Origin of the sequence: Brevundimonas sp. S1H14, from assembly GCF_047716865.1 — a bacterium.
Taxonomy (GTDB): domain Bacteria; phylum Pseudomonadota; class Alphaproteobacteria; order Caulobacterales; family Caulobacteraceae; genus Brevundimonas; species Brevundimonas naejangsanensis.
This window is the reverse complement of sequence record NZ_CP136679.1, coordinates 2,867,786-2,889,595: the sequence shown is the minus strand read 5'-3', so window position 1 is coordinate 2,889,595 and position 21,810 is coordinate 2,867,786. Positions and strand designations below refer to the sequence as shown.

The following is a 21,810-nucleotide window of genomic DNA, read 5'->3' as shown; positions in this document are numbered from 1 at the left end:
GGCGTTCTGGCTCTTCGTTTTCGCGCTTTTCAGAGCGTGTGTCGCCTCGCCTCGTGACGACCTGACTTCTCCTTTTCAAACCCCATTCGCGCAGGTCCGCTCGGTCGTGCGCGTTTCGCCTTTCATCAACCTCAAGAGTTTCCATGACTGAAACCCTCAACCCCACTCGCGACGATTTCGCCGCGCTCCTCGACGAACAACTGCAAGGCCGCGACCTTGGCGAAGGCCAGGTCGTTCACGGCCGCGTCGTCGGCATTGAAAAAGACATCGTCATCATCGACGTCGGTCTGAAAACCGAAGGCCGCATCGCCATGCGCGAGTTCGGCCAGGGCGACGGCGCCATCCTGCCCAAGGTCGGCGACAACGTCGAGGTCTACCTGGAGCGCGTCGAGAACGCGATGGGCGAGGCCGTCATCAGCCGCGACAAGGCTCGCCGCGAAGAAGCCTGGACCCGTCTGGAAGCCGTGTTCGCCGAAGGCCAGCCGGTCAACGGCGCCATCGTCGGCCGCGTCAAGGGCGGCTTCACCGTCGACCTGGGCGGCGCCTCGGCTTTCCTGCCGGGCTCGCAGGTCGACATCCGTCCGGTCCGCGACGTCGGCCCGCTGATGGGCAAGGAACAGCCCTTCGCCATCCTGAAAATGGACCGTCCGCGCGGCAACATCGTCGTCTCGCGTCGCGCCATCCTGGAAGAAGCCCGCGCTGAACAGCGCACGGAGCTGGTCGGCCAGCTGCAAGAGGGCGAAGTCCGCGAAGGCGTCGTCAAGAACATCACCGACTACGGCGCGTTCGTCGACCTGGGCGGCATCGACGGCCTGCTGCACGTCACGGACATGTCGTGGAAGCGCGTGTCGCACCCGTCGCAGGTCCTGGCCGTCGGCGACACTGTCAAGGTCCAGATCGTCAAGATCAACCCGGACACCCAGCGCATCTCGCTCGGCATGAAGCAGCTGCAGTCGGATCCGTGGGACGGCGTCGAAGCCAAATACCCGGTCAACGCCAAGTACACCGGCCGCGTCACCAACATCACCGACTACGGCGCCTTCGTGGAGCTGGAGCCGGGTGTCGAAGGCCTGGTCCACGTGTCGGAAATGTCCTGGACCAAGAAGAACGTCCACCCGGGCAAGATCGTCTCCACCTCGCAGGAAGTGGACGTCATCGTCCTGGACGTCGACAGCGCCAAGCGCCGTATCTCGCTGGGCCTGAAGCAGGCTCAGAACAACCCGTGGGAGGCCTTCCTGGAGGCTCACCCGGTCGGTTCGACCGTCGAAGGCGAAGTCAAGAACGCCACCGAGTTCGGCCTGTTCGTCGGCCTGGACAACGACATCGACGGCATGGTCCACCTGTCGGACCTGGACTGGAACGTGTCGGGCGAAGAAGCCATCCAGCGCTACCGCAAGGGCGAGGTCATCAAGGCCAAGGTGCTGGACGTCGACATCGACAAGGAGCGCGTCTCCCTGGGCGTCAAGCAACTCGGCGGCGACCCGATGGAAGGCGACACCTACAAGCGCGGCCAGCAGATCACCGTCACCGTGACGGCGATCGAGACCGGCGGCATCGAGGTCAAGTTCGGTGAAGACGACGCGCCGGTCACGGCCTTCGTCCGCAAGTCGGACCTGTCGCGCGACCGCAACGAACAGCGCACCGAGCGTTTCGCCGTCGGCGACCGCGTCGACGCCATGATCACCGGCGTCGACAAGGCCACGCGCCGCGTCTCCGTCTCGATCAAGGCGCTGGAGATGAAGGACGAACAGGAAGCCATCGAACAGTTCGGGTCGTCGGACTCGGGCGCCTCGCTGGGCGACATCCTGGGCGCCGCGCTCAAGAACGCGGGCAAGGAATAAGTTTCCTCACCCTTCGGGAAACGGGGCGGCCGGAGCGATCCGGCCGCCCTTTTTCTTTGGCCGCGACTCTGGTTCTTTGCGACGTATTTTCTTCCTCACACGGCCCTTCGGCGGCGAAACCTGTCGCCGTGGAATGCAAGAAACCTTCACGACGATGCGTTTTGCCCTTTCTTCCTGTGGCGACAGGCGGTTAGGGTGTCGTCCCGGACGGTGAAACCATGGCGGGGGCCTGAATGATCAAGTCTGAACTGATCGAGAAGTTGGCGGCGGAGAACCTGCACCTCACTCATGCCGAGGTGGAGCGGGTCGTGAATGTGATCCTGGGCCGCATGACCGAGACCCTCTCGGAAGGCGGGCGTGTCGAGCTTCGCGGCTTCGGCGCCTTTTCGGTGCGCAGCCGACCGGCGCGGACGGGGCGCAATCCCCGCACCGGCGAAACGGTCGAGGTCCCGGCCAAGTCCGTGCCCTTCTTCAAGAGCGGCAAGGAACTGAGAGAGCGGCTGAACGCGTCCGGCGACGCCTGACACAATCTGAAAGACTGAAGATCAAATGAGCCTGCTGTCCGAGTTTCGGGAATTCGCCGCGCGCGGCAACGTCGTCGACCTGGCGGTCGGGGTCATCATCGGCGCCTCGTTCGGCAAGATCGTCACCAGTCTGGTGGATCAGGTGGTGATGCCGCCGATCGGTCTGCTGCTGGGCAGGGTGGACTTCTCCAAGCTGGAGTGGGTCCTGGTTCCGGAAGACCCGGCGACCGAGGCGGTCGAGAAGGTGGCCATTCAGTACGGCGCCTTCATCAACACCCTGATCCAGTTCGTCATCGTGGCCTTCGTGGTCTTCCTGATGGTCAAGATGGTCAACAAGCTGCGCCGCGAGCAGCCCGCCGAGCCTGAGGCGCCCGCTGCGCCGACGCCGACCGAGGCCCTGCTGGCCGAAATCCGCGACGAACTGAAGGCGCGCTCCTAAACGGCGGCGCCTGACGAGGGCCGGAAGAGGCCCTCGTTTCCATTCATGCCCGCGCTTCCATCGTTTGAGCGCGCATGGGCGCCGACGCCAGCCGCAGGGCGGCGCTGGCCCGCGCGGGCAGGGGGCGCAGGCAGAAGGAATAGTCGCCGTCATAGGGGGTGGGCCGCCAGCCCGCATCCTGCATCTCGTCGTCGAAGGCGATGTGACAATGGCCCCAGCCGCCCTCGCGCCAGGCCTTCTGGCCCAGTCGGCCCAAGGCGGCGAGCAGGTCAGGCGACACCACCTGCAGCCGCACCTTGGCGGCTCCCAGCGCAGGCGCCATGCGACGCAGACCCTCGACCAGCGCCTGGATCGCCGTTGAATCATTGTCCAGCGCGACCAGGTCGATGATCTCCAGGACCGGCGGCTCCAGCGGCGTCTGCTTGTTCAGCATGGCGACGGCGAAGCCTGTCAGTCGCCCTCCGTCGCGATAGGCCAGACATAGCGGGGGCACCGTCAGATCGGGGTCCGACAGCCGCCAGCGCATGATGTCCGGACTGCGGTCCGCCGTCAGCCGCCCCTCGGCGCGCAGGGCCGTCCAGAAACGGGCGTAGTCCGAGCGTTCCGAGAGGTCGGGGCTGAGGCTTACCCCTCCAGGCAGGCGGCTCTCAGCCTGACGCAGACGGCGCTCGCCGCTCAGCCGGGGCAGGGGCGACAGTTGTTCGCCCAGCAGGCGGGCCAGGGCCGGGGCGCGGTCCACGACCTCTCGCAGGCCCCGTCCGTACAGGCAGGCGACCGGGTCGATCAGCCAGGACAGCTTCAGCGTGTGGGTGTTCGGCGGCCAGGGAACCATGCCGTGCCGCTTGTACAGAGGGCTGGAGCGGGCGTTCGCGTTCAGCGTGTAGCGGGCGAAACAGGCGGGCTGGTCGACGAAGGCGTTGATCAGGGACCGGCTGCGGCCTCGCTGCGCCGGAGGAACGACGATGGAATAGCCCGTCGCAGCGTGCAGGCGTTGATCGTTCCGCCAGAAGCGCTGGATGAAGTTGCCGACGAAGGCCTGAGGCCCGGCGCCATGGTCGATCACCCAGCCGTGCGGAGCCTCGATCTCGGCCGAGGCCGGATTCGCCATCAACCAGCGCCAGCCCGCCGCCGACCGCTCCGGCCACCACACGCTGCGGTGCAGTCGATTGACGGCCTCGAGATCGCTCTCGTTAAACGGGCGCAACGACATGTCTGTTCGAGTCTCCTCAGCCGCATCTCGGCGTTCGGAGAGCATTCGCGAAATATGTGTAGAATGATCTAACTACCCCCAAAACGCGAACCTTGCGACGATCAGGCGCCCCTTGGCGGCCTGGATTTGGCCGTTAACGCTTGTTTGCAATCCGTGACCGTGCTGTTTCTGGTCGCTTCCACGCCCGTCGGGGGCGTCAGACAATGGAGCTTGCCGTTGAGCACGACGGACGGAGGGGGCGCGCGACTTGCGCGCCGGCCCGGCACTCGAGGGGGCTACGCCCTGGCGATGGCCCAGACGGTGACTGTGAATGAAGCGACGTCGATCATGATCTGCGCGGGGGCCCAGGCATGAATATCGTCATCGCCATCGGTCTGATCATCACCTTGGTCACGGGCGTGCCCGTGCTGATGCAGATCCTGAAAAATCACCCGCGCGGACTGATCATCCTGTTCTTCGCGGAGATGTGGGAACGCTTCTCCTACTATGGGATGCGCGGCATCCTGATCTTCTTCCTGACCCAGCACTTCCTGTTCAACGACGCCCAGGCCGGTTCGGCCTATGGCTCGTACACCTCGCTGGTCTACCTGCTGCCGCTGCTGGGCGGGATGATGGCCGACCGCTTCATCGGCACGCGCAAGGCCGTAGCCTTCGGCGCCCTGCTGCTGGTCGCCGGTCACGGCATGATGGCCTTCGAGGGCCGTCCCGCCACCGAAACCCTGACCTATCAGGGCGCGACCTATGAAATCTCGGCCGAGGGCCGCGGCGCCGCCCGCGACGTCGGCCTGATGGTCAACGGACAGAAATACGCCTTCGCTCCGGTCGAGAACGGCCTGGCGATCAGGGACCTGCCGCAGGACGCGCCGATTCCGGCCGTGCTGCCGACCGGCGACTACAAGATCGACGTGACCCGCGACCTGGCGGGCATCAACGTCTTCTACCTGGCGATCGCCCTGATCATCATGGGCGTGGGCTATCTGAAGCCGAACATCTCCACCATCGTGGGGCAACTGTATCCTGACGGCGACCCGCGCCGGGATTCAGGCTTCACCCTCTACTACTACGGCATCAACCTGGGGGCCTTCTGGGCCGCGGTGCTGTGCGGTTATCTGGGCCAGACGGTCGGCTGGTGGGCGGGCTTCGGCCTGGCCGGCGTCGGCATGGCGCTGGGCTGGGTCGTCTTCGTCCTGGGCAAGCCGCTGCTGCAGGGCAAGGGCGAGCCGCCGGTCGAGGGCGAGCTCAAGAAGCCCTTCCTGGGCCCGTTGAACCGCGAGTGGTCGATCTATCTGCTCAGCATTCTGGGCGTCGGCGTGGTGTGGTTCATGGTTCAGCGCAACGCCCTGGTGGGCTGGGTGCTGGGCGCCGCGACCATCGCGTCGCTGGCCTTCATCGCCTACATCATCGTCAAGGTCTGCGAGAACCGCATCCAGCGCGAGCGCATGATGCTGGCGGTGGTGCTGATCTTCGGCTCGGTGGTCTTCTTCACCCTGTTCGAACAGGCCGGCACCTCGCTGAACCTGTTCGCTGACCGTAACGTCGACCTCAGCCTGACGCCGACGGCGGTGCAGTTCCTGGGCGTCACCATCGGCACTCCGGCCCAACTGGCGGCGGCGGGCATCACGCCCACCGGCTTCTGGATCGACGCCACGGTGACGGCGGCGCAGACCCAGTCGTTCAACGCCGGCTTCATCCTGATCTTCGCGCCGATCATGGCGGCCCTGTGGGCCTTCCTGGGCAAGCGCAACATGGATCCGAACCCGGTGCTGAAGTTCGGCCTCGGCCTGCTGCAGGTCGGCCTGGGCTTCATGATCGTGGTGTGGGGCGCCGGGATGGCCGACTCGGCCTTCCAGATGCCGATCCTGCTGCTGGGCCTGCTCTACATGTTCCACACCCTGGGCGAGCTGTTCCTGTCGCCGGTGGGCCTGTCGGAGATCACCAAGCTGTCGCTGCCCAAGGTCGTCAGCTTCATGATGGCCGTGTGGTTCCTGGCCTCGTCCATCGCCCAGTACGTCGGCGGCTGGATCGCCGGTCTGGCCGGGACCGAAACGGTCGGCGGCCAGGTGCTGGACCCCGGCGCCGCCCTGCGCACCTCGCTGGAGGTGTTCGGCATGCTGGGCGTGTGGGGCATGGGCATCGGCGTCGGCTTCATCGTCCTCAGCTTCTTCATCAAGGGCTGGTCGCACGAAAAGGCGCCGCACTAAGCGTCCATGAGAAAGCCGGTCCTGCGTTCGCGCGCCGGACCGGCTGACCATCAAAGGAAAGGGCGGCGTCTCGCAGGAGGCGCCGCCCTTTTCAGTTGTCCGGGGAAAGGCCCCGGCTGGCTCCGGGGCGCGTGGTTTCAGTTCCTCAGAAAGTCTTGCGCAGGCGGATCTGATAGAAGGTGCGCGGGTCGATGAAGCGGTTCTCGACAAAGGCGATCGGCCGCGTCTCGCGATCAGCGAACTGGGTGAGCTGGACGTTGAAGTCGTCCCAGATGTTGATCTGGGCGCGGATCGACAGGGTCGGCGTCGGCTTATACTCGCCCCACAGCTCATAGTAGTCGTGACCGCGCCAGCCCGAAATCTGGTCCGGCCGATAGTTGTTCTGGCCCAGCAGGGGAATCCAGGCGCCGCCCCACTGCACCTTCCACCGCGTGATGTCCTGCTGGAAGGTGATGGTCGCCTGGCTGGCGCGGACGCCGGAAATGGGGCGAATCTCGCCGGTGGTCGGGTCGGTGACTTCGGTGTGGTTCCAGGTGTTGCGGAAGCCGAACTTGCCGCCCGAGACGCCCAGTTTGTCGGTCGGAATGGTGACGTTCAGCACCAGCTGGTCCAGCGTCCCGTCGCCGATATTGCCCACGGCGGCGTAACCGCCTTCCAGGGGGATGACGTCGATGGCGTCGGTGATCTCGTCATGGCGCAGGCCGATGCTGACGACGCCTTCGCCCCAGAAGCGCTTCTCATAGGTCAGTTCGGCGACCCAGCGCGATTCGGGATGCAGGTTCACATTGCCGCCGAAGACATTGCCGTCGGCGAACTCGGCCGAGGCGGCGAAGTCGCTGAAGTCCAGCTGACCGACGGTGCGCTCCAGCCGCAGGCGCAGCTGGTTGTTGGCCGCCGGGGTCCAGGTGGCCAGCAGGCGCGGCTTGGCGAAGAAGAAGCTTTTTTCCTGATCAGCGTCGCCGGACTGGCTGATGGTCGAGGATTCCAGCCGCAGGCCGCTTTCCAGCGTCCATTTCGGGTTGATGCGCCAGGTCGCCTTGCCGAACAGTTCGCCGCGCGTCTCCTCGACCTTGACCGAGGCGGAGGGCAGGGGCTCCTCGACGCCGTCGATGGAATAGGCCTGGTCGCGCTGCATCATGTTGTAGGCGATTTCGCCGCCCGCCTCGAAATCCATCGACGGGGTCCGCTCATAGCGCACCAGGCCGCGCAGGATGGTTTCGGATGACTTGCCGTCAGAACTGAACAGTTGTTCCGGGCTCTGGACGTCAACCACCCGGCCGCGTGAGACCGAGGCCGAGTCATAGTCGCCGAACTCATGGATGAAGCGGGTTTCCAGCTTCAGCTTCTCGGACAGGGGGCGGGTGTAGACGACGCCGAACTCGCCGCTGTGGCTGTCTTCGTCATACAGGCTTTCGCGCAGCACGCCGGGCGCGGTCTGGCGGTTGATGTTGTGCCAGTCGTTGATCCCATAACGCGCCGTCAGGTCGACCTTGCCGCCCAGGAAAGGACTGGAGAAGTTGCCGCGGATCGAGTTCCCGCCGCCGTAGCCGTCGTTGTAGTAATCCTCGGCGCGCAGGGTCTCTCCGTTCGGGCCGACCCGGCGCAGCGGACCGGCGCCGTTGGAGTCGCTCATGGAGATGCCGTCGCTCAGGGTCACGCCCCAGGTGCGGTCGCCCTTGCGCTCGGTGAACTGATAGGAGCCGCCGAACAGGTCCTGGCCGCCCTCGAACAGATTGGCGTTGAAGGTGGCGATGTGCTCGCGGCTGACCGTGTTCTTCAGAATGACGTTGGCGACGACGGAATAGCCCTGCATCTCGATGCCCGGCGCCCCGCCCCGGATCAGTTCGATACGCTCGACCTGGCTGGCCACGGTGCGCGCCAGGACGTTGGAGCCGGTGTCGTTCTTGGAAGCCGGGCGCGCGCCGTTGATCAGAACGTTGCCGACCGCGCCCTCAAAGCCGCGCGCTCCGTCGCCGTCGTTGACCGAGAAACCGGGCACCCGGTTGACCATGTCCAGCGCCGTGTTGGGGCGCGCGTCGACGAAGAAGTCAGGGGTGAAGATCAGCACGGCCTGATCGCCGGCGACGGCCGTCTGGCGGGCGGGGGCGTCGGCCTTCTCGGCGGCCAGGGCGACGGCCGGCGCGGCGGCGCTCAGCAGCAGGGCGGTGGTGGCCAGCAGGGCGCTTTTGGTGTTCATTTTTCCTCTCCCTCGGTGTCGGCAGAGGTGTGGACGGCGCGTGTTACGATCTCCAGTTACAAGCGGGACAGGTGGATTAAATCGTGGACATCATTACGGAATAGTCACGTGCGGCGGCTTTTGAAGACTTTAGAATGACCGGATGAAAGCTCGTCTTGCTCCCATTGTCCTGTCGACTTTTCTGGCGCTGTCCGTCGCGCCGGGTTCAGTTCTGGCCGCCCAGAACCAGAACGAGGCGCCGACCCGTCTGGACGAGGTGGTGGTCACTGCGCGGCGGGCGGGCGCGCCGATGTGGACGGTCAGGCGCAACGGCGAAGGGGTGATGGTTCTGGTCGGCGCGATCGAGGAGGCGCCGCGCGGGTTCGAATGGCGGCCGCAGGCGCTGGAGGAGGCGGCGGCCCGCGCCGACCGCATCCTGTTCCCTCAACGGGGCCGTGCTTCGCCTGCCGACGTGCTGCGGTTGATGTGGCGCATCCGCACTATCGGCTGGCTGCCGGAGGGGACGACGACGGCCGATTACCTGACGCCCGAGGATCAGGAGCGGCTCGAGGCCCTGATGACGGGGGAAAAGACCGACCAGTGGCGGCGGTACAGCCTGTTGCTGCTGGCCATTGATCTGGTCAAGAACAAGGCGGGCGAGACGGACGCCCGGTCCGTCGGCGCCGACGACGCCGTGCGTCGCGCCGCGCGCAAGGCGCGTGTGCCGATCCGTTCGATCGGCGTGGTGCGCGGCGCCGATCTGATCGAGGGCCTGATTTCCGCCCCGCCTGAGACGCACCGCGAATGCCTGCGCGCCGCCCTGTCGGCCGCCGAGCTGGGGCCGGACGCCCTGCGTCTGCGCGCCGAGGCCTGGCGAGCGCTGAGGGTGGCCGAGGTGCTGGCCTCGCCGGTGGATCAGGCGGTGGATCGCTGCTGGCCATGGGGCGACCCGCAGATCGGGTCGCAACTGCGCACGGAATGGACCGAGGCGGTCACCCAGGCGGTCAGCCAGCCGGGCCTGACGCTGGCGGTCGCGCCGCTGCGCCGCCTGGCCGAGCCAGGCGGGGTGCTGGACCTGCTGGAGGCGCAGGGTTTTGAGGTCGACGGGCCCGAATGGAAGCCCGCTGCACCTTAGACAGGAGCGCCCCCTAGACCGCCGTGCCGCCGACCGTCAGGCCGCCGATCTTGAGGCTTGGCTGGCCGATGCCGACGGGGACGCCCTGACCGGCCTTGCCGCAGGTGCCGACGCCGGGGTCGAAGGCGAAGTCGTCGCCGATCATCTGGATCTGGGTCAGGGCCGTGGCGCCGTCGCCGATCAGGGTGGCGCCGCGCACGGGGGCGGTGATCCTGCCGTCCTCGATCAGATAGGCCTCGGTGCACTGGAAGACGAACTTGCCGTTGGTGATGTCCACCTGGCCGCCGCCGAAGTTGGCGGCGTAGAGGCCGCGCTTGGTGCTGGCGATCATGTCGGCCTGGCTGTCCTTGCCGCCTTCCATGAAGGTGTTGGTCATGCGCGGCATGGGCGTGTGGGCGAAGGACTGGCGCCGACCGTTGCCGGTGGCCTTGGCGCCCAGCTGACGCGCCGACAGTCGGTCGTGCATCAGGCCGACCATGATCCCGTCCTCGATCAGCACGGTGCGCGAGGTCGGGGTGCCTTCGTCATCGAACGACAGGGAGCCGCGACGCCCGGCGATGGAGCCGTCGTCCACGACCGTCACGCCCGGCGCGGCGACCCGCTTGCCCATCATGCCGGTAAAGACCGACGAACCCTTGCGGTGGAAGTCGCCCTCGAAGCCGTGCCCCACGGCTTCGTGCAGCAGGACGCCGGGCCAACCCGCGCCCAGCACCACGTCCATCTCGCCCGCCGGGCAGTCGACGGCCTCCAGATTGACCAGGGCCTGACGCAGGGCTTCGTCCACCTGGGCCTGCCAGCGTTCGGGCGCGACCCATTCTTCAAAGCCCGCGCGGCCGCCCGCGCCGGACGAGGCGCTCTCGCGCTTGCCGTCCTTCTCGACGGTGACTGAGACGTTCAACCGGACCAGCGGACGCAGGTCGCTGAGCAGTCGCCCGTCGCCGCGCAGGATATCGATGGCGCGGCGCTCGCCGACCAGAGAGGCCGAGACCTGCACTACGCGCGGATCGCGGGCGCGGGCCCAGGCGTCGATCTCGGCGAGCAGGGCGATCTTGTCCGAGAAGGCCGGGGCCAGCAGCGGGTCGACTGGATCATAGAGGCGCTGGTTGGTGTCGCGCGGCGCCTCGGCGGCGGTTCCGTCATAGCCGCGCTTGGCGAGCGCAGCGCTGTCGGCGGCGCGGCGGATGGCGGCGGAGGAAATCTCATTGGCGTGGGCGTAGCCTGCGGTCTCGCCCGCCACGACGCGCAGGCCGAAGCCTTCCACGGCGTCATAGGAGGCGCCCTTCAGCCGCCCGTCGTCGAAGACCAGGGATTCGCTCTCGGTCTTTTCGAGGAACAGTTCCCCATCGTCGGCGCCCGACAGCGCGGTCTGCAGGATCGACAGGGCCTCGTCAGGAGCTACGCCGGCGGCGTCGAGGATGGGGGAGGGGGAGGCGACAGTGCTCATGGAGGCTAGATAGGGGCTGCGGGGCCTCGCGTCACGGGGGAAGCAAAAACCCTCTCCTGTTGGGAGAGGGCTTGAGCGCACGAGAGCGGAGCGATCGTTCTGGCGCGAAAGGGTGAGGGTTCGCGGTTGATAAGGTCGCGCGGCGGCTTGCGCCGACGGACGGGACAAGCCCCTCACCCTTTCGCGCCAGAACGACGGCTGCGCCGCCGTGCGCTCAAACCCTCTCCCGCCGGGAGAGGGTGAGCGTTTGTCAGTCCTGTCTCACGTCGCCCGTGCCGCTGACCGACTGGCGCAGTTCGGCGGGGCGGCGGGTCAGGCGGACCTCGCCGCTGCCCGAAACATCGACCTCGGCCTTGCCGCTGGGGCCGACGCGGACGTCGCCCGAGCCGCTGACCTGGACCTTGGCGTCCTCGACGATCAGTTCGTCGAGGCGGGCGTCGCTGGCGCCGGAGGCGTCGACCGTAACGGCGCCGGTGCGGCCCTGAACGCGCACGTCGGACGCGCCGGTGAGGGTCAGGTCCAGCGTCGGCTGGTCATAACCGCGGATCTTCAGTTCGGTCGAGCCGGACAGGTCGAAGGTCTTCACCGAGGGCGCCTTGATGATGATCTTCAGGGCGTCGGTCTCGCTCCAGCCGCGAATGCCCGTGCGGGTCCAGCGGACATAGCTGCGGTCGCCGCGCGGGGCTTCCTCCAGCGTCAGGCGTCCGTTGGAGAAGCGGACGCGGTTCACGACCGTCTCGGCGCCCGTGACGGTGATGCCGGGCGCGTCGGCCTGCTGGTCGTAGACGACGTCGGCGGGGACGTTGATGGCCAGACGCTCGTCGCCGGTCCATTCGATGGTGCGCGTGGCGTCGGGCGACACCTGGCCGCGCTCGACGGTGAAGCCGCTGTCGGGACCGTCGTCGTCGGTAATGACCCAGGTCCAGTCGTGGCGGGCCAGGTCGCGGCCGCCCACGGCGAAGGCGCCGCCGATGCCGACGATGGCCAGGATCAGGCCTGCGCCGGAGATGATGAGCAGATTGCGGATCATGACTGTGTTCTCCTCACTCTCTGGCTTCAGGCCTGGGGTTCCAGGGCGGGTTTGACGACGCGGTAGTGCAGGCGGGCGTACCAGACGGTGGCGTCGATCAGCCATTTGGTCAGCAGGGCCATGGTTCCGACCATGAAGATGCCCAGACCCATCAGGCCGACGCCCAGCAGCGCGGCGGCCAGCGCCCCGCCCGGCAGGCCGGTGAAGGCGCCCGCCACCATGACGAAGCCGCCGGCGATGAAGACGCCGACCCCGCCCAGCAGCAGCGACAGCACCGTGCCGAAGACGGGCAGGGCGATCGGCAGCAGGATCAGGATGTCGATCGCGCCCAGACCCAGGATGCCGAACACGGCCCCGGCGGCGGACGAGGCCGACGGCTCCTGACGCCAGCGCTGGGCGCCGGCCTCGGCCTTCAGTTCGCGGGCCAGGCGATCGGGATCGCCCAGGGCCTCGGCCACCTCGGCCTCGCTGCGCCCGGCGGCGGCGCCGTCGGCGAAGTGGGCTTCATAGTCGGCGACGATCTCATTGGCGGCGGCGGCGGGCAGACCCACCAGGCCGCGACGCAGGCGCGCCAGGAATTCCGCGCGGTTCATTGGTCCTCTCCCCTGTCAGCTTGGGCGATCGATTCGGTTTGGGCGCTCTGGTCAAGCAGGGCGGGCGTCTCGGCCGGGGCCTCGGCGACGATGACGGCTTCGCCTTCATCGCCCGCGATCAGGGCCTCGACAGCGCGGGCGAAGGCCCGCCACTCGCCGGTCTGGCCGTCCAGGGCGCGGCGCCCCGCATCGGTCAGGCGGTAATATTTCCGCGATGGGCCGCTGGATGATTCGACCAGATAGGTCTCGACCAGGCCGTCGGTCTGCATCCGCCGCATCAGCGGATAGATGGTGCCTTCGCCCATGCCGATGGCGTCGGACAGGCGGCTGGCGATCTCATAGGCGTAGCTGTCGCGCCGGGCGAGCAGCGCCAGGACGCATAGCCCCAGCACGCCTTTCTTCAGTTGAACGTCGATGGTGTCTCGCATGGTCTCCCTGCGGGCCTCCCTCTTGGGCATCCCTGTCTGGATGACGAAGAGGTATCGCAAGGTATCTTGTGGTGCAAGGTAGCTGCTCAAACATGACAGCGAATTAATCGACCGCATTTTGTCGAGACGGCGCCCTGGGTGCGCTTGATCGCTTGGCAAGGGCGATCCGAGCCGATAAGGACCGGCCCATGACACGCCGAGGTCCTCTGGGCCCGGCGACGCTTGCGAATTGCTCGCAAACGTCTGCTGCTGAACGGTTAATGAGGACTTCTCGAATGGGGATGGGCATGCGAGCCATGGCGCGGTTGGGAGGCGGTATCGCCGCGACCGCCCTTGCCGCCATTTTCGCCGCGCCGGCGATGGCGCAGGATGTGTTGGGTCAGCCGACTCCGGCGGGCCTGGGCCTGCAGACGGCCGCCGCGCCGCTGGCGCATGAGGCTCACTTCTTCCATAACGTCGTGCTGATGCCGATCATCACCGCGATCTGCGTTCTGGTGCTGGTGCTGCTGGTGTGGATCGCGATCCGCTACAACAAGCGCGCCAATCCGACCCCGGCCAAGTGGAGCCACAACACCGTTATCGAGATCATCTGGACCGTGGTGCCGGTGCTGATCCTGGTCGGCATCTCCCTGTTCTCGTTCCGTCTGCTGTTCGCCTATCACGACTATCCGGATGCGGACGTCACGGTGAAGATCACGGGCAACCAGTGGAACTGGGGCTATGAATATCCGGACCAGGGCGTGGCCGAGTACATCTCGAACATGCTGCCGGAGGACAAGGCGCCCAAGCATCTGTACCGCCTGGCCGCCGATGAGCCGATGGTGGTGCCGGTGGGCGAGAACGTCCGCCTGCTGATCACCGCTTCGGACGTGATCCACGCCGTCGCCGTCCCGGCCTTCGCCATCAAGGTCGACGCTGTTCCGGGCCGTATGAACGAGACCTGGTTCCGCGCCGAGAAGGAAGGCGACTACTACGGCCAGTGCTCCGAGCTGTGCGGCGTCGACCACGCCTTCATGCCGATCCACGTCAAGGTGGTCAGCAAGCAGGCCTTCGCCGAATGGGTCGCTTCCAAGGGCGGCTCCATGACCAAGGCGGCTGATGAAGCCGCTGCTGCGGCCGCGCCCGCCGTCGCCGAAGCGCCTGCCGCTCCGGCTGCTGACGCCGCCGCCCCGACCGACGCCGCGCCTGCGGCCCCCGCAACCGCCGCCGCGCCCGCCGCGCCGGCTGCTCAGTAAGAGAGACGCGAGAGCCCAGACCGATGGCCACCGCAGCTGTTCACGATCCGCACGACCACAAGCCGGGTTTCTTCACCCGCTGGTTCCTGTCGACCAACCACAAGGACATCGGGCTTCTGTACCTGATGTTCGCCATCTTCACCGGCCTCATCGGCGGCGCCCTGTCGGGCCTGATCCGCTGGGAACTGGCGGAGCCGGGCATCCAGCTCTTCAAGGAAGGCACCTTCGTCCAGTATCTGGGCCTGGTTGAGGCTTCCAAGCACGGCTACAACGCCACCGTCACGGCGCACGCCCTGATCATGGTGTTCTTCGTCGTCATGCCGGCGACGATGGGCGGCTTCGGCAACTACTTCATCCCGATCATGATCGGGGCGCCGGACATGGCCTTCCCGCGTCTGAACAACATCTCCTTCTGGCTGATCTTCTTCGCCTTCTGCCTGCTGATCCTGTCGATGTTCGTCGACGGCGGGCCGGGGCGCGGGTTCGGCGGGGGCTGGACCTCCTATCCGCCGCTGTCGACCATGGGTCACGCAGGGCCGTCGTTCGACCTGGCGATCTTCTCGCTGCACGTCGCGGGCGCCTCGTCGATCCTGGGCGCGATCAACTTCATCACCACCATCTTCAACATGCGCGCGCCGGGCATGACCCTGCACCGCATGCCGCTGTTCGCCTGGGGCGTGCTCATCACCGCCTTCCTGCTGCTGATCTCGCTGCCGGTTCTGGCGGGCGCCATCACCATGCTGCTGTCGGACCGTAACTTCGGCACGTCGTTCTTCGACCCTGCCGGCGGCGGCGACCCGGTGATGTACCAGCACCTGTTCTGGTTCTTCGGCCACCCCGAAGTGTACATCATGATCCTGCCGGGCTTCGGCATGATCTCGCACATCGTCTCGACCTTCTCGAAGAAGCCGATCTTCGGCTACCTCGCGATGGCCTACGCCATGGTCGCCATCGGCTTCATCGGCTTCATCGTGTGGGCGCACCACATGTATACGGTCGGCATGAGCGTGAACCTGCGCGCCTATTTCGTGGCGGCGACCATGATCATCGCCGTGCCCACGGGCGTGAAGATCTTCAGCTGGATCGCCACCATGTGGGGCGGCTCGATCACCTTCAAGACGCCCATGCTGTGGGCGATGGGCTTCATCTTCCTGTTCACCGTCGGCGGCGTGACCGGCGTGGTCCTGTCGAACGCCGGCATCGACTACAGCCTGCACGACACCTACTACGTCGTGGCGCACTTCCACTATGTGCTGTCGCTGGGCGCCATCTTCTCGATCTTCGCCGCCTTCTACTACTGGTACGAGAAGATGTTCGGGGTGAAGTACAACGAGTTCCTGGGCCAGGCGCACTTCTGGATCATGTTCATCGGCGTGAACCTGATCTTCTTCCCGCAGCACTTCCTGGGCCTGCAGGGCATGCCGCGTCGTTACGTCGACTATCCGGAAGCCTTCACCTACTGGAACCACGTTTCCTCGGTGGGCTATGTCATCACCATCGTCGGCGTCGGCGTCTTCATGGTGATGCTGCTGGAGTCGGCCATCCGTCGCCGCAAGGCCGAGGCCAACCCGTGGGGCGAAGGCGCCACCACGCTGGAGTGGACCCTGTCCTCGCCGCCGCCGCACCACCAGTTCAACGAACTGCCGGTGGTCAAGGCGGACAACCACTGATCCTTATCGGATAGACCCGGAGAGGCCGCCCTTCCGCAACCGGAAGGGCGGCCTTTGCTCTTTATGACCATGACCGATCACCCCGCCCGCGAGACCCCGCTCGTCACCAGCGCCCAGCCGGAAGATTTCTTCCAGCTGCTGAAGCCGCGCGTCATGTCGCTGGTGGTGTTCACCGCCGTCACCGGCCTGATCGTGGCTCCGGGGCGGCTGGACTGGATCAACGCCATTGTCGCCATCCTGTGCATCGCCGTGGGCGCAGGCGCGGCCGGCGCGCTCAACATGGCCGTCGAGGGCGAGACCGACGCCCTGATGCGCCGAACGCGCGGCCGTCCGGTCGCCGCCGGACGCGTGCGCAAGAACGACGCCATCGCCTTCGGCATGGTGCTGTCGGTCTTCTCGGTCATGCTGTTGGGCATGACGACCAACTGGCTGGCGGGGGGGCTGCTGGCCCTGACCATCGTCTATTATGCCTGGCTCTACACCCTGGTGCTGAAGCGGCGGACGCCGCAGAATATCGTCATCGGCGGAGCGGCGGGCGCCTTTCCCCCGGTGATCGGCTGGGCGGCCGTGACGGGCGACGCCCCGTGGCAGGCCTGGCTGCTGTTCCTGATCATCTTCACCTGGACGCCGCCGCACACCTGGGCCCTGGCCCTCTATTCGGCCGGGGATTACGCCAAGGCGGGCATTCCGATGATGCCGGTGGCGCGCGGCGCCAAGTCCACCCGCCTGCAGATCCTTCTCTACACCCTGGTCTTCGTGCCGGTGGCGATCGCCCCGGCGCTGACGGGACTGGGCGGGCCGATCTATCTGGTGGTGTCGATCGTCGGCGGCGTGGCCTTCCTGGGCCTGGCGCTGCGGCTTTATCGCTCGCGCGCCGGCGATCAGCCCGACAAGGCCGAGGCCGTGGGACGAGAGGCCGCATTGTATGACGTCAGGGCCGAGGCCAAACCGGCTCGCAACCTGTTCGCCTTTTCCATTCTATATCTTATGGCGCTGTTCTCAGCCCTGCTGGTCGAGCACCTGCCTGGCGTTGGAGGCTAAACCCTTATGTCCCAACTCAAATACGTCAAACTGACCGATGAGCAGGTCCGCGCGCGCAAGCGCCGCAATGTGGCGATCGCCCTGGGCCTGCTGGGCTTCATCGCCCTGGTCTATCTGGTCACCCTGTCGCGGATGAGCGCCAACAACGAGGCGCGCAAGGCGGCCGAGGCCGAGGCTCTGGCGACGCTGGAGCGGGCCGATCCGGCCCTGCCGCCCCCGGTCCAGCCGGCCGCTCCTGTCGCTACGGAGGCAGCCCAGCCGTGACCAAGCAGAACAAGGTCGCGATTCTGTGCGCGGCTCTGGTGCTGGTGATGACCGGCGCGGCCTTCGCGGCGGTGCCTCTCTATCGCATCTTCTGTCAGGTGACGGGCTTCGACGGCACGGTGAAGAGGGCCGAGGCGGCCCCGACGCAGATCCTGGATCAGGAGGTGCTGATTCGGTTCGACACCAATGTGCGCGACCTGCCGATGACCTTCCGCGCCGAAACGCTGAGCCAGAAGGTGCGGATCGGCGAGACCGGCATGGCCTATTTCGAGGTGACCAACACCTCGAACCAGACCCTGCACGCCACGGCGGCCTATAATGTCGTGCCCGAGCGGGCGGGGCCTTATTTCCAGAAACTGCAGTGTTTCTGCTTCGAAGGTCAGGAAATCGGGCCCGGAGAGACCCGTTCCTTCCCCATTCAGTACTTTGTGGCCCCGGAACTGGCGACCGACCCTGAGGTCAAGGGCGTCCGTCAGATCACGCTCAGCTACACCTTCTTCCCGACGAAGGGCTTCCAGCAGGCGGCTGCGAACGACTCTGCTGTTGGCAAAGCCGGATAGCGGGGGCTATAGCCCTCTTCAAACATTCTCGCCTTGATTACAGAGACTCCAGGAATGGCCGACGCGCACGCGAAACCGCAACACGACTACCACCTGGTCGACCCCAGCCCGTGGCCGCTGGTCGGCTCCTTCTCCGCCTGCGTCATGTTCGTCGGCGCCGTCGTGTGGATGAAGGGGCTGTTCGGCCTCGAAGCCGGCACCAAGTGGATGTTCTTCGTCGGCCTGGCCGGCGTCTTGTTCACCATGTTCTCGTGGTGGTCGGATGTCGTGAAGGAAAGCCGCAAGGGCGACCACACCCCCGTCGTGGGCATCGGCCTGCGTTACGGCATGGTGCTGTTCATCGCTTCGGAAGTGATGTTCTTCGTCTCCTTTTTCTGGATGTTCTTCGACATGGCGATCTTCAATGAATCGCGTGCGATCATCCCGGAGGTCGGCAACTGGATGGACACCGCCGCCGCCTGGAAGACCTGGCCCCCGACGGGCGTAGAACTGCTGGATCCGTGGAGCCTGCCGCTCATGAACACGGTCATCCTGCTGCTGTCGGGCACGACCCTGACCTGGGCGCACCACGCCATCATCGTCGGCGACCGCAAGGCCGCCAAGATGGGCCTGCTGATCACCGTCCTGCTGGGCCTGCTGTTCACCGGCGTTCAGGCCTATGAGTATTACCACATCCTGCACGGCCACCTGTTCTTCAGCGAAGACGCGGCCCAGGCCAAGCTGTACGGTTCGATCTTCTTCATGACGACGGGCTTCCACGGCTTCCACGTCGCGGTCGGCACCATCTTCCTGGCCGTCTGTCTGCTGCGCCTGCAAGCCGGTCAGATGTCGCCGCAGAAGCACTTCGGCCTCGAAGCCGCCGCCTGGTACTGGCACTTCGTCGACGTGGTGTGGCTGTTCCTGTTCGTCTTCATGTACGTCGTCTTCGGTTGATCGAACACAACGGACAAGTCGAGCTTTCGTCGGCGCGGGGCCCCAGGTCCCGCGCCGATTTGCTTGTCTGGCCCGCTGTGCGCACAGGGCTGATGGGGCGCTGTCCCGCCTGTGGGCGCGGGCCGCTGTTCGAGGGCTTTCTGAAGCGCCGCACGTCCTGCGAGGCCTGCGGCTTTGATCTGGGCGCGGTCGAGACGGGCGACGGCGCGGCCACCTTCATCATGCAGATCGCCGGCTTTCTGGTCGGGTTTTCAGCCCTGGCGGTCGAGATCGCCTTCAGCCCGCCGATCTGGCTGCACCTGATCATCTGGCTGCCGCTGACGGCGGGTCTGGCCCTGGCCTTGATGCGGCCGGGAAAGGGGTTGATGACGGCGCTTCAGATGCTGCGTCAGCGCAGCGATGATTCACCCCGAGAGACCCGATGACCGACGCCGCCCGGCCTCGTTTTCCCCTTGTGCTGACCGTCGTGGCGGTGCCGGCGCTGGCCCTGCTGCTGACGCTGGGCGTCTGGCAGGCGCAGCGGCTGCAATGGAAGCTGGACCTGATCGCCCGGTCCGAGGCCGCCGCCCGCCAGGCGCCGGTTCCGCTTGCGGAAGCGCTGGCGCTGGAGGACCCCGAGTTCCGTCAGGCGATCGTAACCTGTCGCGGTCTGAACACGGCGCCCTTCGTCGAGCTTCAGAGCATCGAGGACGGCGACGCCGGCGTGCGATTGATCTCGGCCTGTCCGGTCGAGGGGCGCGGGATAGTGCTGATCGATCGCGGCTTCGTGCCCGACGAAGTCTCTGACCGACCCGCGGTTCGCGCCGATGCAGCCATGCCTGTCGTGATCGCGGGCGTGGTGCGCCGGGCGCCGGAGCCCAACGCCCTCACGCCGCCGCCATCGGGCAAGCTCTTCTACGGCCGTGATCGGACGGCCATGGCGCAGGCTTTGGGGGCGACCGGGCCGGTGTCGCCCTACACCGTCTATGCGACCACCTCGGCCAATCCCGAGCTGACGGCGCTGCGGCCCGTGGCGCCGCCCGCCGCCTTCAGCAACAATCACCTGGGCTACGCCCTGACCTGGTTCGGCCTGGCGGCGGTGCTGGTCGGCTTCTATGCGGCCGTGATGGTCCGCCGTTACCGTTCTTCCTGAGGACAATCGATCTGACTGCTCGCCTTCACACCCTGTCCAACGGCGTGCGCGTCGTGTGCGACCCCATGCCCGGCCTGCGCACCATCGCCGTGACCGTGGCCGTCAACGGCGGCGCCCGCATGGAGGACGAAGCCCGGTCCGGTTGGTCGCACCTGCTGGAGCATCTGGTCTTCAAGGGCGCGGGCGACATGGGGGCGCGCGAGATCGTCGAGCGCATCGAGGCCGAGGGCGGCTCGATCAACGCCGCCACCGGCTATGAACGCACCAGTTTCGACATCCGCGCCCTGAAGGGCAGTCTGCCGCTGGCCATGCAGGTGCTGTCCGACCTGGTGTTCCGCCCGACCCTGGCGCCCGAGGAGATCGAGCGCGAGAAGGACGTGGTGGCGCAGGAGATCGCCGAGGCCTTCGACACCCCCGACGACCATGTTTTCGAGATGGCCCAGACGCGGGCCTTCGTGGGGCAGGCGCTGGGGCGGCCGATCCTGGGCTCGATCGCCAGCCTGGCGCCGGTCACGCGTGAGACGATCGGCGACTGGCGCCGACGCCTCTATTCGCCCGACCGCATGGTGGTGGCCGTCTCGGGCGAGGTGGACGAAGACGAGCTTCTGCCGCTGGCCGAGACCTGGTTCGGCCATCAGACGGCGACGCCGACGGAAGCGCTGCCGCCGGCCGTCTTCGTCGGCGGCGAGGCGCGGCTGACGCGCAAGATCGAACAGGCCAATCTGGTGTTCCAACTGCCGACCATCGGCGCGCGCGACGAGCGGCTGCCCGCCCTGCGCCTGTTCACCGAAATCCTCGGCGGGGGCATGGCCTCGCGCCTGTTCCAGAGCGCACGCGAGGATCGGGGTCTGGCCTACGCCATCGACGCCTATCACGAGACCTATGACGATCTGGGCCTGCTGGGCGTCTACGCCGGGGCGGCGGCCGAGCGGTCGACGGAACTGGCCGAAGTCTGCGCCGCCGAAATCCTGGACCTGGCCGAGCGGGGGCCTACGCCGCAGGAACTGGCGCGCGCCAAGGCGGTGCTGAACGCCAGCCTGTGGATGGCGGATGAAAGCCCGGCCAGCCGCGCGGGGCGGAACGCAGGACAGACCCTGGTGTTCGGGGCGCCGGTCTCGTCCGAGACGACGGCGGCCCGCATCGAGGCTCAAGGCGCCGAGGATCTGCGCGCTGTGGGGCGGGAAATGGCGGCGGCGGGACGTTCGGCCAGCGCCGTACTGGGGCCGCGCGCAGCGGGCGGGGCGGGCGCCGCCTTCCGCGCCGCCATGTCCGCAACCGGCGGCTGACGTCATCTTTGTTACCGGCGGCTGACGCCGGGGCCGCGACGCGCTATCCTGATTTCATGGCCCTGTTCGACTGGATGGCCGAGGCGACCGGACCGGTCCTGAACGGGCAGGGTGTCGTGCTGCGCCCGCCGCGCCCCTCTGACTATATGGCGTGGGCCTCCCTGCGCGAGGAGTCGCGCGCCTATCTTCAGGCGTGGGAGCCTGCCTGGCCCGAGGACGACCTGACCCGGGCCGCCTTTCGTCGCCGGCTGGGCGTCTATGCGCGCGAAATGGAGCTGGGCACGGCCTGGCCCCTGTTCATCTTTGATGGCGAGGACGAGGCCCTGTTGGGCGCGGTCACCCTGTCCAACATCCGGCGCGGCGTCGCCGAGACAGGGACGCTGGGCTATTGGGTCGGCCAGCCGCACGCCGGGCGCGGGGTCGGCACGCGGGCCGTGCGCGCCATGCTGACCTACGCCTTCGGGCCTCTGAAGCTGCACCGGGTCGAGGCGGCCTGTTTGCCGACCAACTATCCCTCGCGCCGGGTGCTGGAAAAGGCGGGCTTTCGTCACGAGGGTCTGGCGCGGGCTTATTTGAAAATTAACGGCCGCTGGGCAGATCATCTTCTGTTCGGCGTTTTGAACACCGAGTTCGCGCCGACCCTTCCTCAGCCAGTTTAGCGGGTACGC

General features: G+C 66.8%; 20 protein-coding genes and 1 pseudogene. 15 read left to right on the top strand and 6 right to left on the bottom strand.

The features are described from left to right. Window positions 1–143: 143 nt before the first annotated feature. The 3 genes from rpsA (at window position 144) to mscL (ending at window position 2,804) form a co-directional block, all read left to right on the top strand. Complete coding sequence (gene rpsA / locus RSD66_RS14030; RefSeq protein ID WP_415288364.1) at window positions 144–1,841, top strand: 30S ribosomal protein S1; 1,698 nt, start codon at window positions 144–146, stop codon at window positions 1,839–1,841. Window positions 1,842–2,074: 233 nt separating this feature from the next. Then, a complete protein-coding gene (locus RSD66_RS14025; protein ID WP_003169157.1) occupies window positions 2,075–2,365 on the top strand; it encodes an integration host factor subunit beta in 291 nt (96 codons plus the stop codon). A 25-nt stretch (window positions 2,366–2,390) separates the two neighbouring features. Next, window positions 2,391–2,804 carry a large-conductance mechanosensitive channel protein MscL gene (gene mscL, locus RSD66_RS14020; RefSeq protein WP_024354597.1) on the top strand — a complete coding sequence of 138 codons (414 nt, stop codon included), beginning with the start codon at window positions 2,391–2,393 and terminating at the stop codon, window positions 2,802–2,804. A 43-nt stretch (window positions 2,805–2,847) separates the two neighbouring features. Here the strand turns inward: mscL and RSD66_RS14015 are convergent, their stop codons facing one another. After that, complete coding sequence (locus tag RSD66_RS14015; protein WP_024354598.1) at window positions 2,848–4,014, bottom strand: hypothetical protein; 1,167 nt, start codon at window positions 4,012–4,014, stop codon at window positions 2,848–2,850. Window positions 4,015–4,364: 350 nt separating this feature from the next. Here RSD66_RS14015 and RSD66_RS14010 point away from each other — a divergent pair, with 350 nt between their 5' ends. Further along, window positions 4,365–6,215 (top strand): oligopeptide:H+ symporter, encoded by a 1,851-nt coding sequence (locus RSD66_RS14010; RefSeq protein ID WP_346524705.1) that lies wholly within the window; start codon window positions 4,365–4,367, stop codon window positions 6,213–6,215. Between the two features lie 145 nt (window positions 6,216–6,360). Here the strand turns inward: RSD66_RS14010 and RSD66_RS14005 are convergent, their stop codons facing one another. Further along, on the bottom strand, window positions 6,361–8,412 hold the full coding sequence (locus tag RSD66_RS14005; RefSeq protein WP_415288363.1) for a TonB-dependent receptor plug domain-containing protein: 2,052 nt from the start codon (window positions 8,410–8,412) through the stop codon (window positions 6,361–6,363). Between the two features lie 142 nt (window positions 8,413–8,554). Between RSD66_RS14005 and RSD66_RS14000 the strand changes: the two genes are divergently transcribed. Beyond that, on the top strand, window positions 8,555–9,526 hold the full coding sequence (locus RSD66_RS14000) for a TraB/GumN family protein (protein WP_415288362.1): 972 nt from the start codon (window positions 8,555–8,557) through the stop codon (window positions 9,524–9,526). 13 nt (window positions 9,527–9,539) lie between these two features. On the opposite strand, the gene tldD is transcribed toward RSD66_RS14000, so the two are convergent. The 4 genes and pseudogenes from tldD to RSD66_RS13980 form a co-directional block, all read right to left on the bottom strand. Further along, entirely contained in the window at window positions 9,540–10,970 is a 1,431-nt protein-coding gene (tldD, locus tag RSD66_RS13995) for a metalloprotease TldD (protein WP_415288361.1), read from the bottom strand. 250 nt (window positions 10,971–11,220) lie between these two features. Continuing rightward, window positions 11,221–12,000, bottom strand: coding sequence for a GIN domain-containing protein (locus RSD66_RS13990; RefSeq protein WP_415288360.1), 780 nt, complete (start codon window positions 11,998–12,000; stop codon window positions 11,221–11,223). A gap of 26 nt (window positions 12,001–12,026) precedes the next feature. Further along, a complete protein-coding gene (locus tag RSD66_RS13985) occupies window positions 12,027–12,593 on the bottom strand; it encodes a DUF1700 domain-containing protein (protein ID WP_024354604.1) in 567 nt (188 codons plus the stop codon). Between the two features lie 104 nt (window positions 12,594–12,697). Next, window positions 12,698–13,021, bottom strand: a pseudogene (locus RSD66_RS13980) (PadR family transcriptional regulator); the annotation flags it as partial. 275 nt (window positions 13,022–13,296) lie between these two features. Between RSD66_RS13980 and coxB the strand changes: the two are divergent. From coxB to RSD66_RS13930, 10 genes are all read left to right on the top strand, one after another. Further along, window positions 13,297–14,256 carry a cytochrome c oxidase subunit II gene (gene coxB, locus RSD66_RS13975; RefSeq protein WP_119413400.1) on the top strand — a complete coding sequence of 320 codons (960 nt, stop codon included), beginning with the start codon at window positions 13,297–13,299 and terminating at the stop codon, window positions 14,254–14,256. Window positions 14,257–14,279: 23 nt separating this feature from the next. Then, window positions 14,280–15,926, top strand: coding sequence for a cytochrome c oxidase subunit I (ctaD, locus tag RSD66_RS13970; RefSeq protein WP_024354607.1), 1,647 nt, complete (start codon window positions 14,280–14,282; stop codon window positions 15,924–15,926). Window positions 15,927–15,989: 63 nt separating this feature from the next. Next, complete coding sequence (cyoE, locus tag RSD66_RS13965; protein WP_119413401.1) at window positions 15,990–16,967, top strand: heme o synthase; 978 nt, start codon at window positions 15,990–15,992, stop codon at window positions 16,965–16,967. Window positions 16,968–16,973: 6 nt separating this feature from the next. Then, the gene (locus tag RSD66_RS13960; protein ID WP_415288359.1) at window positions 16,974–17,231 is read left to right on the top strand and encodes a hypothetical protein; all 258 of its coding nucleotides are present in this window, start codon (window positions 16,974–16,976) and stop codon (window positions 17,229–17,231) included. Beyond that, window positions 17,228–17,791: a cytochrome c oxidase assembly protein gene (locus RSD66_RS13955; protein ID WP_415288358.1), complete on the top strand. Its 564-nt coding sequence runs from the start codon at window positions 17,228–17,230 to the stop codon at window positions 17,789–17,791. Before RSD66_RS13960 ends, RSD66_RS13955 begins: the two co-directional genes overlap by 4 nt. 54 nt (window positions 17,792–17,845) lie before the next feature. Further along, entirely contained in the window at window positions 17,846–18,724 is an 879-nt protein-coding gene (locus tag RSD66_RS13950) for a cytochrome c oxidase subunit 3 (RefSeq protein WP_024354611.1), read from the top strand. A 92-nt stretch (window positions 18,725–18,816) separates the two neighbouring features. After that, window positions 18,817–19,149 (top strand): DUF983 domain-containing protein, encoded by a 333-nt coding sequence (locus RSD66_RS13945; RefSeq protein WP_415288357.1) that lies wholly within the window; start codon window positions 18,817–18,819, stop codon window positions 19,147–19,149. Then, complete coding sequence (locus RSD66_RS13940; RefSeq protein WP_415288356.1) at window positions 19,146–19,856, top strand: SURF1 family protein; 711 nt, start codon at window positions 19,146–19,148, stop codon at window positions 19,854–19,856. The genes RSD66_RS13945 and RSD66_RS13940 overlap by 4 nt, the downstream gene beginning before the upstream one ends. 65 nt (window positions 19,857–19,921) lie before the next feature. Then, a complete protein-coding gene (locus RSD66_RS13935; RefSeq protein WP_415289602.1) occupies window positions 19,922–21,142 on the top strand; it encodes a M16 family metallopeptidase in 1,221 nt (406 codons plus the stop codon). Window positions 21,143–21,150: 8 nt separating this feature from the next. Further along, complete coding sequence (locus tag RSD66_RS13930; RefSeq protein ID WP_415288355.1) at window positions 21,151–21,801, top strand: GNAT family N-acetyltransferase; 651 nt, start codon at window positions 21,151–21,153, stop codon at window positions 21,799–21,801. The last annotated feature ends 9 nt before the right edge of the window (window positions 21,802–21,810 follow it).